Here is a 12,673-nt window from a genome sequence, read left to right as displayed (position 1 = left end):
CGTAGTAGTCACGCAGATTATAACAATATTTCTCTAAGGTTAAATTAACCCTTATTTTTCTTACTACAGTTTCTCTTAAGCCATACCTGACAACGTCATGACATATAGGTAATATAAAGGTAGCTATAAAATTGAAATAGATCTGATTGATTGAGCGTAATCTATTGGTTTATTCTCAACTAGCGATAACGAGTACAGGCGTTAACGACGATTTAGATAAACAAAACATCAAGCTTTTTATGATTAATAATTTAAAACTTATAATTCTTATATATTAGTTTTATAAATACACAGTGCTTCGCTATGCTCTATGTATAAACAATGATTATTTCGATTAACTGTTTGTTCTTTCTATTATCATAGCCCAGGAGTTTTACCATGTCCGATTCGACCAATACCCCAACCAACAAAAACGCTACGCAGGATACTGCTGGTTGCCCTGTGGATCATAGCAACAATGCACCAACCAATACCACTTATGATCAAGGAGATAACAAGGGTCCAACGATTCATAGTGAAAACGTTGACAAATCACACGCGCCGCAGCGCCCTAGCATGGGTGGCTGTCCTGTCATACATCAAGCTCATACCACTACTGCTTCTGCTGCAACCGATTGGTGGCCAAACAGCTTGAATTTAGACATATTGCATCAGCAAGACAAAAAGACCGATCCTATGGGAGCGGATTTTGACTATAACGAAGCGTTTAAACAACTTGATCTAGAAGCGGTAAAAACAGATCTAAAGAACCTAATGACTGAGTCACAAGAATGGTGGCCAGCAGACTGGGGACACTATGGCGGTTTGATGATTCGCATGGCATGGCACTCAGCTGGTACGTATCGCGGTGCTGATGGTCGCGGTGGCTCTAATACGGGTAATCAGCGTTTTGCGCCATTGAACAGCTGGCCAGATAACGTCAACCTAGACAAAGCGCGCCGTTTATTATGGCCCATTAAGAAAAAATACGGCAACAAACTGTCTTGGGCTGACTTGATGATTTTGGCAGGTAACATGGCTTATGAGTCTATGGGCTTTAAAACCATAGGTTTTGCTGGTGGTCGCGCTGATACTTGGCATCCAGAAAAAGACATCTATTGGGGTTCTGAGCGTGAATGGTTAGCAGATACAGAGAACCGTTACGACAATGATGAAGACCGTACCTCGCTCGAAAACCCACTAGCAGCAGTACAAATGGGCTTGATCTATGTTAACCCTGAAGGTGTGGACGGCAACCCTGACCCACTAAAAACAGCTCAAGATATGCGTACGACCTTTGCTCGTATGTCAATGAATGATGAAGAGACTGTGGCATTAACAGCTGGTGGTCACACCGTGGGTAAATGTCATGGTAATGGTGATGCAACAACCCTAGAGGATGAGCCAGAAGCCGCTGATGTGAAAGAGCAAGGTCTAGGCTGGCGCAACCCTAAAGGTAACGGCAATGCAGGTAACACGGTCTCAAGTGGTATTGAGGGCGCCTGGACGACCAATCCTACTCAGTGGGATCACGGCTACTTTGAGCTATTATTAAACCAAAACTGGGCATTGACCAAAAGTCCAGCAGGGGCATGGCAGTGGGAACCAACCGACATCAAAGAAGAAGATCGTCCATTAGATGCTCATGATCCAAGTGTACGCCGCAATCCAATCATGACTGATGCCGATATGGCGTTGATTAAAGATCCTATCTATCGTGAGATCTCTGAGAAATTCCACAACAACCCAGAGTATTTTGATGAAGTATTTGCCAAAGCATGGTTCAAGCTGACTCACCGTGATTTGGGACCTAAAGCTCGCTATTTAGGTGCCGATGTACCAAGCGAAGATTTTATCTGGCAAGATCCTATCCCAGCAGGAAATGCAGAGTTAACTGCTGATGATATTGCAACGCTAAAATCGCAGGTATTAGATAGTGAGTTGAGCCGCCGTGAACTTATCATTACCGCATGGGATAGCGCACGTACATTCCGTGCCTCAGACTATCGTGGCGGTGCCAACGGTGCACGTATCCGTTTGGCCCCTCAAAAAGACTGGGCGGGTAATGAGCCAGAGCAGCTACAACGTGTACTTGAGACATTGACACGCATTCAAGCTGACTTTGACAAAGACATCAGTTTGGCCGATCTAATTGTGTTGGCTGGTAATGCGGCTATCGAGCAAGCAGCAAAAGAGGCAAGTGTAGACATAACCGTTCCATTCACACCAGGTCGCGGTGATGCCGATGCATCAATGACTGATGCTGAATCTTTTGCTGATTTAGAGCCATTACATGATGGATATCGTAACTGGGTCAAAGAAGATTACGCCGTTTCTCCTGAGGAGATGCTACTTGATCGTTCTCAGTTGATGGGATTGACAGCGCCTGAGATGGTTGTATTGATTGGTGGTATGCGAGTCCTCGATACCAACTATGGTCATAGCCAACATGGTGTCTTTACGGAACGCGCTGGTGTCCTCACCAATGACTTCTTTGTTAACTTGACAGACATGAACTACACTTGGCATCCTGTAAAATCGGACGACAAAGCAAGTGATACTGTTGATAACTATGAAGTGCGTGAGCGCAGCACTGGAAAGGTTAAATGGCAAGCACGCCGTGTCGATCTAGTATTTGGCTCAAACTCTATCTTACGTGCCTATGCTGAGCTATACGCACAAGACGATAATGTAGAGAAGTTTGTTCGTGACTTTGTGAGCGCTTGGAACAAAGTGATGAATGCAGATCGCTATGATGTTGCTAAGTAAGCGTTATTTATTGGATTAACGAAAATCAAGCAAGTCTATAAATCATGAACAGCTACCTTCTAGAAGGTAGCTGTTTTTTTGTGCTGAAAATTTACCCGTTTGAAGTCTATTTTCTAGAAAGCTGTAATTTTTTGTGCTTTATAGACCGCTTATCCTTCATAAGACATTTGTCTTTTATGAGTGACTACCGTCTTATAAGCCATTCACGTTTTACTAATATAAATCATCATGACCCATGTTGAGAGCTATGTCACCACATCAACTGCCTCTATATTCGTTATTATCATAAATTGATAGCTATTTATTATATACAAGAATAATAGGTTTGTTTTACACTAGCCTATTGCGGTATATTCATATGTTTTTACTTTCATATACAGACCTTTCAAACATAGACAAGGTCTATATAGTTATACAATAGGATTAGGTTATGGCAATCGACGTAGTGGTCAACCAGCGACATTTGCAGATTCAGCTCAAACAGTTGGAAACAGTATGGCATACGGTGATCAATGGCTATAACTTAAGTCAAGCAGCGACGGTCCTACACACGAGCCAGTCGAGCTTATCTAAGCATATCGCAGCCCTCGAAAACCAACTAAAGACCGAAGTATTCATTCGTCAAGGCAAGCGCTTGACAGGTTTGACCACTATGGGTACAGCACTCATGCCTCATATCGAGTCTATCTTTGCTGAAATCCGTACCATTGAAAACTTGAGTCTAGATTTTAACAATCCCAATATAGGCACACTAACGATTGCCACCACTCATACACAAGCACGCTATGTGTTGCCGCAAGTAGTCAAAGAGTTCAAAGATCGCTTTCCCAAAGTAAATCTCATCTTACAACAGGCAGATCCTGAGACCATCGCGCAGATGGTGATTCGTGGTCAGGCGGATATTGGTATCGCAACCGAGTCGTTGCTGCAAAACAATTACCTCAGATGCTACCGTTACTATGACTGGACGCACCGCGTTATCGTACCGAGCGATCATGAGCTTGCTAGTCAAGAATCTATCGACTTGCCTACCCTTGCCAGCTATCCCATTGTTACCTATCACGGCGGCTTTACTGGTCGCGGCGCCATTGATAAAACCTTTGAAGAAGCAGGTCTGGAGCCAGATATCGTATTAGCGGCCTTGGATGCTGATGTGATCAGTACCTATGTTGGACTGGGTTTGGGGATTGGCATCATCGCAGAAATGGCGTTTGAACCCAGCCATTATCAGAACCTAACTGCCATACCAGTAGATCATTTTGGCCGCTTTACCAGTTGGATGGCAGTACGCGATGATGCCGAAATCCGCCAATACGGCCGCGCCTTTATGGAACTGTGTCAGAAACAATTCAACAACTAAAACAACCCTACCAAACCGTTACTGCTAGCTTGCGTCACCTTTACCGAACTTATGCATAAATGATAAAATAGAGTCTAAAACGTCATCCAACGTTTTATTTTTTATTTATGCATGTATTGCTGGACACCTAGACATTTAATGACCTAAATATTTGAAGATTTAGGATTTGATGGCTACTGGGTGTCGATCACTGCATGTCCATTTGCTCTTATGTAACAGGTGATACCGCTCATGGAAAAACTCGTAGCGATCATTATGGCAGTTTTTGCCGCCCCTTTGCTTATCGGCGGCGCTTATCTGCTCTCTCTAGGCGGTAGTCCTTACTATCTTTTCGCTGGCGTTATCATGTTAACGACAGCTTTTTTATTGTTCAAAAAACATTGGAGTGCTTACGGACTCTACGCCCTCTTTATCGTGGCAACCATGGTGTGGGCACTATGGGAATCTGGATTTTATTGGTGGGCGCTAGCACCTCGCGTTGGTTTCCCACTGATATTTGGTTTGCTCATGCTATTACCATGGGTAGCTAATAAGATGCGTGGACATAAGCCTCAAGTAGCCGCGAGCACATCACCAACCACAGACTCTGTTAAGAAAAGTCCCCTATATTATTGGGGTCTGCTCGCTAGTGTCGTTGTGGGCGCATTGCTCTCTTTTGGGAGCTTGGCAAACAACGCTACTGACAAACTAGGCGAGCTTGATTTGTCTGCGACCGATAAAAGCAACCAAGATGACAGTACAGATGAAACGTCAGCCAATCTTGGTGATCCACTATCCAATGGTCAGCAAACGCCAGATGGCGAGTGGAGCGCGTATGGTCGTACAGACTACGGACAGCGCTACTCTCCTCTGACACAGATCAACACTGATAATGTCAAAGATTTAGAACTGGCTTGGCAGATCCAGACAGGTGATGTCAAAGGTCCTAACGATGTCGGTGAGACCACCTATCAGGTAACCCCGCTCAAAATCGGTAATGCACTATACCTATGTACACCTCACAACTGGGTTATGGCATTAGATGCAGACTCTGGTGAGACACTATGGAAGTTTGACCCTCAAGTAGAAGAGAATTTACAACGTCAGCACCAAACATGCCGCGGCGTCTCTTACTATGCGGGTCAAGCTAGCACTGATAATACGCCTGTGATTGCTAATGATGTCGCTGCGACTAATGAAGCGGGTACTCGCGATACGATGGTTCAAAAAATTGCTGGCAATACGTTTGACAATGCCTCTAAACAATGTGATGCCAAAATATTTATTCCGACGTCTGATGCCAAGCTATATGCACTTGATCCAAATACAGGACAGCGCTGCCAAGACTTTGGTGATGATGGTGCATTAGATTTGATGCATAACATGCCATTTACTCAGGCAGGGTATTACTACTCTACCTCGCCGCCAGTTGTTGCAGGTGACGTCATTATTGTAGCTGGCGCTGTCAATGACAACTATGATGTCAACTCGCCTTCTGGTGTGATACGCGCTTATGATGTCAATACTGGTGAGCTCATGTGGAACTGGGATTCAGGTGATCCTGAAAACACCGCACCTTTCGATGTCAATGATCCAGCCCAAACTTACAAAACCAGCTCACCAAACTCATGGGCAATCGCTAGTGCTGATGAAGAGCTTGGATTGGCATACTTCCCAATGGGCAACCGTACTCCAGATCAGTTGGGTAGCTACCGTAACGCTGCTGAAGAAAAATACGCAACGTCTGTAGTTGCACTAGATATCGAAACGGGTGAAGCGCGCTGGGTTCAGCAGTTTGTACATCATGACCTTTGGGACATGGACACCCCTGCTCAGCCTACGTTGCTTGACTTAGATACTGCTGACGGCGTTCAGCCTGCGTTGGTCGTGCCGACCAAACAAGGCGACGTCTACGTCTTGAACCGTGCAACAGGTGAGCCTATTGTACCGATCAAAGAACGCGAAGCGCCGCAGGGATATCTGGTAGCAGGTGAGCACGCCGCACCGACTCAGCCGTACTCTGGTTTGAGCTTTGAGCCTGAAATGATGACTGAAAAAGACATGTGGGGCGCGAGTCTCATTGATCAAATGATGTGCCGTATCGAGTTCAATCGGCTCAACTATGATGGTCGCTATACACCGCCATCAACCAATGGCAGCTTGGTCTATCCTGGTAACTTTGGTACCTTTAACTGGGGCGGTATCGCGGTCGATCCTGAAAATGGCGTAATGTTTGGTATGCCGACGTATTTGGCATTTACCTCAAAACTCATTCCTAGAGAAACGCTAGGCGATGCGGAGACCAATAAAGGCGAACAAGGGGTCAATGCAAACGAAGGCGCAGACTATGCAGTCGAGCTAGGTCCTTTCTTATCGCCACTAGGCGTCCCTTGCCAGCAGCCACCATGGGGCACGATAGCAGGTGCTGATCTAGCGACTGGCGAGATTGCCTATCAGCGCAAAAACGGTACAGTACAAGATCTGTCTCCTATCCCAATTAAACTGGAATTAGGGGTCCCTGGTATTGGCGGACCTATGATTACCAAAGGCGGCGTTGCGTTCTTATCAGCGGCGACCGAAAACAACTTCCGCGCTTATGACCTAAAGAATGGTGATGTGCTGTGGAATGTTCGTATTCCAGCGGGTGGCCAGGCCACACCAATGACTTACCTGAACTCTAAAGGTGAGCAGATGGTACTACTGGTTGCTGGTGGACATGGTTCAGTAGGTACAACTATTGGTGACTACGTCATGGCTTATAAACTTGGTGACCAGTCTAAGTAGCATTTACCTAAACAGCTATTAAGCTAAACAGCCGCTCAGCTATAGGACGTTATGTTGATAAAGTACCAATGATTCATATCATGGCTATTTTATCAATAACCAAAAAAAGCAGGTAACCTAGGTTGCCTGCTTTTTTGTTCTCTATGATGGTGCAATATTGCTTGTACTACCTCTATATCGTATGACAACGTTATATATCACGCTCAATGGTTAACGAGTGATTATTAAGTGGACTTAAATACTGAGTTAGCTTACTTTGTTATGATTGATTAACACCAAGTAGCAGCACTTGAAACTATCACTAATCATGAGCATATCGGTAGACAGTAATTTACAAACTACTGGATAATTTATGAATAACAACATCCCTTTATCTTTTTTAGATCTAGCACCCGTACCTGAAGACCATACTATCGCTGAAGGTATCGCCCAAACCGTCGAAACCGCACAGCAAGCAGAAAAGTCTGGCTTGAATCGTTATTGGATGGCAGAGCATCATAATATGCCAGGTATTGCTAGTGCAGCAACCTCGGTACTTCTATCGCATATCGGTAGTCAAACCAAGCGCATTCGTATTGGCGCGGGCGGCGTCATGTTACCTAACCATGCACCCCTCGTGATCGCTGAGCAGTTTGGTACCTTGCAAGCGCTCTACGGCGACCGTGTTGACTTGGGTCTGGGACGGGCACCTGGTACTGATGGGGCGACGTTTCAGGCACTTCGCCGACAAATGAAAGACGCTGAGCGTTTTCCGCAGGACGTGCAAGAGCTGATGTACTTTTTGGGCAATGATACTGACGGTAGCCCTGTACAGGCATTCCCTGGTGCAAAATCAGGCATTCCTATTTGGATATTGGGCTCTTCTCTTTTTGGCGCTACTTTGGCCGCCCATTTAGGACTGCCTTACGTGTTTGCCTCGCACTTTGCACCGCAGATGCTTGGGCAAGCAATCGATGCCTATCGTGAACAGTTCAAACCATCTGCATATCTGGACAAGCCTTATGTGATGCTGGCTGCGAACTTGTTACTTGCTGATGATGATGAAACCGCTGAATATCACTTTACTTCAGCGCAGCAGAGCTTTGTACGGTTGCGCCGCGGCGAGACCGGTCAGATGCCAAAACCCACTTACGATATGGACAGTATCTGGAGTCAAGCAGAAAAAATGATGGTAGACAATGCGCTATCAGTGTCTTTCGTTGGCTCTGTTGAGACCGTTAAACCTAAATTGTCTGCGTTTTTGGCAAGATACCAGCCAGATGAGCTGATTGTGACGGCCAACATCTATGACCAAGCCGCCCGTATCCGTTCACTTGAACTTACATCGGAGCTAAACTTATTTACTTTACAATGAAATGACAGGCTTGCATAATCATTGATAAACCTAAAACTGGATCTTTGACATGGAAGCAACTCCCATTATTGGTGCGTCATTGATGATTGGCTCATCAATATTTATGTATATCGTGGCGCTCCTTGCAGTACTGGCTATTTTTGCATACCTAACCTATCGTACTAGCCCTAAACGCAAACAGCGCCGGGAAGATAAGCGTAATCGAGACAATTTAAATCGATAACGAAAAGCCCTTTCTCAAATAAGAAAAAGGGCTTTTTTTGGCTCAAAGATATGTCAACACTCAGTAATGCTGTTAATTTGAATGTAACCGATGTCCTTAATAAAATAAATACTACATCAAGCCAAGCGCACGCAGCGCTGCCGCCCCAAACGCCATTCCGAACATGCCAACGACCGTAGTAAACGCTAAAATATTTGCCGCCAGTATGTCATTGCCACCCATCGCTTTTGCCATCACATAACTGGCTGCTGCTGTTGGTGACGCTACCATCAAGAATAACACGCCCATGTGCACACCTGACAAGCCAAATGCCAGTCCAATCGCGACAGCTACCAATGGTGCAACAACAATGCGTCCAATACTAGCCTGCATGGACAATCCTGACGCACTCAGCATTGATTTCAGATCAATGCTCGCACCAGCGCAAATCAATGCTAAGGGTAATGCGACCGCTGCCAATAAGTCACCTGTTGTATGTATCACACCTGTCAGTGGTGGCAATGGCAGTGCTTTATATGCAAATGCTGATAACAATGCCAAGATAAGCGGATTAGTGAATACTTTTTTGATGATCATAATACTACGACTGATCAAGGTATCATCTATACTTTTTGAAACACGGCTCAAGGTAATGACCGCTAAAATATTGAACAGTATCGTCACCACGCCCATATAGACAGCGCCGATACTTAAACCTTGCGCGCCATAAGCGTTGGCAACCGTTGCAAGACCAATAATTGCCATATTACTACGGAAAATACCCTGTACGAACACGCCTTGATCTTCAGGACGTTTGACAAACCGCTTGGCATAAAGCTCTGCGCCAATAAACAAAACAAAGGTTACCAAGATACCAATGAAGATTAGCTTAATTTGCTGACCATAGTCGACATTACTATCGACCACGCTAAAGAACAACAAGCACGGCAAGCAGTAGTTAAAGACAAAACTTGATGCTTGATCGATAAAAGTTTGGCTGGTCTCACCTCGCCTTTGCATAAAAAAACCCAACCACATCAGTGCAAGGTTGGGAAAGACAATGGTAATCGCAAAAATAACAGCATCGATCATAAATAAGCTCAGTTTGCTGATAAGCCCATTATCATATAGGCATCAGCAAGATAAATTAGTAAATATTAATGAGGTTCGGTGATTTCGGCAGCCTAGTTTCGGTGACCTAGTATAGAGATAAAGTAGATAGTAAAACAAGCTCACATACTTCTTTCTTATCAAAATGACATATATTTTGGCAAACAAAAGCCTGTAACGAAGTGTCATTACAGGCTTCTTATACGATAAGTGCTTTATTATAAAAGGCTTTATTACATACCTATTGTGAGTCCAATACAGCTATGAGTCCAATGCAGCCTTTGCTTTCTTATGTTTTTTGACCGTCATCGCCAATAGCTGTATAGCAGCAGGTGTCACGCCGCTGACTCGCCCAGCCTGAGCAAGCGTTGCAGGACGCACTTGCGTGAGTTTCTGTACGATCTCGTTTGATAGACCTGAGACGACGCTATAATCAAAATCTAGCGGTAGCGCTGTGTTTTCTAGTCGCTTCATTTGATCGATGTCTTCCTGCTGACGGTCGATATAGCCTGCGTATTTCACAGAAATCTCGATCTGCTCGCCCACTTGTGCATCAACGGTTGAATCAGTAATAGCAGCGATATCCGCAAAGTGAATCTGCGGACGCTTCAGCAAATCAAAGGCTGTCGATTCTTTAGACAGCACCTCACCTGTTTGCTCAGTCACTTGCTTACCTAATGCATTACTAGGCGTTGCCCACATGTCTTTTAGACGCGAGGTTTCTGTCGAAATGGCTTCCATTTTCTCTTGATAGGCCTGCCAGCGCACATCATCTACCAGTCCTAGCTTACGACCTGTCTCAGTTAAACGCTGATCGGCATTGTCTTCACGTAGCAATAGACGATACTCTGCACGGCTCGTAAACATACGATATGGCTCGGTCGTACCGTGCGTAATCAAGTCATCGACAAGCACACCAAGATAAGCCTCATCACGGCGCGGTGTCCAGGTGTCAAACTCGCTGTTATTAGTGGTGACCAATGCTGCATTAGTACCTGCTAGTAGACCCTGTACGCCCGCTTCCTCATAGCCCGTCGTACCATTAATTTGACCAGCAAAGTACAAACGATCAATCGATTTGGTCTCAAGCGTTGGTTTTAAGTTCTGCGGATCAAAATAATCATATTCAATTGCATAGCCTGGACGAGTAATATGGGCGTTTTCTAGTCCTTTCATACTATGAATAAATTCCAGTTGCACATCAAACGGCAAACTGGTCGAGATACCATTTGGATATAGCTCATGCGTGGTGAGACCTTCAGGCTCGATAAAGATCTGATGGCTGTCTTTATCCGCAAAACGATGGATTTTGTCTTCAATCGATGGGCAATAACGCGGGCCCACGCCTTCGATTTTTCCAGAGAACATCGGTGAGCGGTCGAGATTTTCACGGATGATGTCATGAGTACGCGCATTGGTATGGGTGATATAGCAATTGACCTGTTCAGGATGCATAGAGACATCACCCATATAGCTCATGACTGGCAGCGGCGTATCACCCGGCTGTACCGTCATCACGCTAAAATCAACACTACGGGCATCGATACGCGCTGGTGTGCCTGTTTTTAGACGACCTACTGGTAGCTTAAGCTCACGCAGTCGATCTGCAAGTTTGATAGACGGCTGATCCCCTGCACGGCCACCCTTTGAGTTTTCCATACCAATATGAATGACGCCGCCCAAGAAAGTTCCTGAGGTCAATACCACTGTTTCAGTCTTAAAGACAATACCTGTAGATGTCACAACCGCTGTCGCACGGCCATTCTCTACCAAGATATCGTCAGCGGCTTGCTGAAATATATCTAAGTTCGGCTGGTTTTCTAATGTATGGCGAATCGCCGCTTTATACAGAATACGGTCTGCTTGCGCACGCGTGGCACGAACGGCAGCCCCTTTACGGCTGTTTAGTACGCGGAACTGGATACCTGCTTTGTCCGTTGCCAGCGCCATTGCACCGCCCAACGCATCAATCTCACGCACCAGATGCGATTTACCAATACCGCCAATCGCAGGATTACAACTCATCTGCCCGAGCGTCTCAATATTATGCGTCAACAATAAGGTCTGTGCGCCCATACGTGCAGCCGCTAGAGCAGCTTCTGTGCCAGCATGACCACCGCCGATCACTATCACGTCATAATGTTTTGGGTATTGCATGTTTGCCTCACTTGACTCATAACGCTGCTTGGTACCACATTTCATTGAATAACATGGTAGTCGGCAAATAAACGTCAGTCGTATTTATAAAAAAGATAACGACTCAGATAAGTCGTTCATAATTGGTTAGATAACCTGTCATTATAACAATTTTTTGACGCTTAAAAAACGCTAGGACAAAAACTATTATAATTAAGCGCAAAGATATTTATACCAATAATGACGATGTTGACAGTAACACCGTCATTACTGGTGCAGCTACCATCACTTTAGCGGTTAGCTTTTTAGTTTATGATGATATCTTAGCCATTACCGTTACCACGGCTCAGCGGTACTATTTGATCTGATTGACCACTAGACAACATATGGTGGCTACCATACCCTTCTGGGTTGATCTGCAAATAGGCATTCATTTGACCAATGGCATCACCATCATCACTTGCTAAGATCTGCTCTTTGATGAGCTCGACTGGTGGTAATGGTAAATTCTTAAGCAATGCTAAGCGCTGGTCGTTGTCACCCTTATTAACCACCAACTCGATCAGCTGGCGCGCATCAATAGGTAGATCAGGAGTATTTTGTGCCAATAATGCCAAATGATAAGCACCTGCCGTATCTTGATCTGCAACGACGCGCTGCTCGATAGCGATATAGGTCGCTTCTGTCGCACCGCCTGCCACACTCAGCTGGTGAATACACTTGAGTGCTGAGTTTGTCTCATTACTAGCAATCTCAATGATACGCGTAGATTCGTTTTTTAGACGCGCGCGACGTTTTTCAATCGCCGCCTGCTCAGCCGCTTCTTTTTGCTCGTTTAACTGTTCATTGGTTTTGTTATTCATAAAGCTCTCTTACTCGTATAGTAATTATTATTTATATCGCTAATATCTTGGACACTATATGGGGGTAGATACTATAAAAACAACGAAGCCTAATGATATAGGCGCGTGAGAATACTAATGGGGACAACAAAAAAACC

The 12,673-nt window shown here is 45.0% G+C and carries 8 protein-coding genes; 5 read left to right on the top strand and 3 right to left on the bottom strand.

The window, feature by feature from the left end:
- The first annotated feature begins 555 nt into the window (after nucleotides 1-555).
- The 5 genes from katG (at nucleotide 556) to NJD71_RS02445 (ending at nucleotide 8,448) form a co-directional block, all read left to right on the top strand.
- Nucleotides 556-2,748, top strand: a complete 2,193-nt coding sequence (katG, locus tag NJD71_RS02465; protein WP_319050437.1) for a catalase/peroxidase HPI — start codon at nucleotides 556-558, stop codon at nucleotides 2,746-2,748.
- Between the two features lie 430 nt (nucleotides 2,749-3,178).
- Nucleotides 3,179-4,108, top strand: a complete 930-nt coding sequence (locus tag NJD71_RS02460) for a LysR substrate-binding domain-containing protein (RefSeq protein ID WP_319050339.1) — start codon at nucleotides 3,179-3,181, stop codon at nucleotides 4,106-4,108.
- Nucleotides 4,109-4,339: 231 nt separating this feature from the next.
- Complete coding sequence (locus NJD71_RS02455; RefSeq protein WP_319050338.1) at nucleotides 4,340-6,871, top strand: membrane-bound PQQ-dependent dehydrogenase, glucose/quinate/shikimate family; 2,532 nt, start codon at nucleotides 4,340-4,342, stop codon at nucleotides 6,869-6,871.
- Between the two features lie 352 nt (nucleotides 6,872-7,223).
- On the top strand, nucleotides 7,224-8,225 hold the full coding sequence (locus NJD71_RS02450; RefSeq protein WP_319050337.1) for an LLM class flavin-dependent oxidoreductase: 1,002 nt from the start codon (nucleotides 7,224-7,226) through the stop codon (nucleotides 8,223-8,225).
- Between the two features lie 49 nt (nucleotides 8,226-8,274).
- The gene (locus NJD71_RS02445) at nucleotides 8,275-8,448 is read left to right on the top strand and encodes a hypothetical protein (protein ID WP_319050336.1); all 174 of its coding nucleotides are present in this window, start codon (nucleotides 8,275-8,277) and stop codon (nucleotides 8,446-8,448) included.
- Between the two features lie 111 nt (nucleotides 8,449-8,559).
- On the opposite strand, the gene NJD71_RS02440 is transcribed toward NJD71_RS02445, so the two are convergent.
- The 3 genes from NJD71_RS02440 to NJD71_RS02430 form a co-directional block, all read right to left on the bottom strand.
- Nucleotides 8,560-9,519 carry an AEC family transporter gene (locus tag NJD71_RS02440; RefSeq protein ID WP_319050335.1) on the bottom strand — a complete coding sequence of 320 codons (960 nt, stop codon included), beginning with the start codon at nucleotides 9,517-9,519 and terminating at the stop codon, nucleotides 8,560-8,562.
- A 279-nt stretch (nucleotides 9,520-9,798) separates the two neighbouring features.
- Entirely contained in the window at nucleotides 9,799-11,694 is a 1,896-nt protein-coding gene (gene mnmG, locus NJD71_RS02435; RefSeq protein ID WP_319050334.1) for a tRNA uridine-5-carboxymethylaminomethyl(34) synthesis enzyme MnmG, read from the bottom strand.
- Between the two features lie 302 nt (nucleotides 11,695-11,996).
- On the bottom strand, nucleotides 11,997-12,536 hold the full coding sequence (locus NJD71_RS02430; RefSeq protein ID WP_319050333.1) for a hypothetical protein: 540 nt from the start codon (nucleotides 12,534-12,536) through the stop codon (nucleotides 11,997-11,999).
- Between the last annotated feature and the right edge of the window lie 137 nt (nucleotides 12,537-12,673).

This window comes from Psychrobacter sp. PP-21 (assembly GCF_033790785.1).
In the GTDB taxonomy this organism is placed as follows: domain Bacteria; phylum Pseudomonadota; class Gammaproteobacteria; order Pseudomonadales; family Moraxellaceae; genus Psychrobacter.
This window is presented reverse-complemented; position numbering and strand designations above follow the sequence as displayed.

Bases quoted from the DNA above. Each gene is read 5' to 3' on its own strand.
- katG (WP_319050437.1), top strand. From the start codon at position 556: ATGGGTGGCTGTCCTGTCATACATCAAGCTCATACCACTACTGCTTCT.
- NJD71_RS02460 (WP_319050339.1), top strand. From the start codon at position 3,179: ATGGCAATCGACGTAGTGGTCAACCAGCGACATTTGCAGATTCAGCTC.
- NJD71_RS02455 (WP_319050338.1), top strand. From the start codon at position 4,340: ATGGAAAAACTCGTAGCGATCATTATGGCAGTTTTTGCCGCCCCTTTG.
- NJD71_RS02450 (WP_319050337.1), top strand. From the start codon at position 7,224: ATGAATAACAACATCCCTTTATCTTTTTTAGATCTAGCACCCGTACCT.
- NJD71_RS02445 (WP_319050336.1), top strand. From the start codon at position 8,275: ATGGAAGCAACTCCCATTATTGGTGCGTCATTGATGATTGGCTCATCA.
- NJD71_RS02440 (WP_319050335.1), bottom strand. From the start codon at position 9,519: ATGATCGATGCTGTTATTTTTGCGATTACCATTGTCTTTCCCAACCTT.
- mnmG (WP_319050334.1), bottom strand. From the start codon at position 11,694: ATGCAATACCCAAAACATTATGACGTGATAGTGATCGGCGGTGGTCAT.
- NJD71_RS02430 (WP_319050333.1), bottom strand. From the start codon at position 12,536: ATGAATAACAAAACCAATGAACAGTTAAACGAGCAAAAAGAAGCGGCT.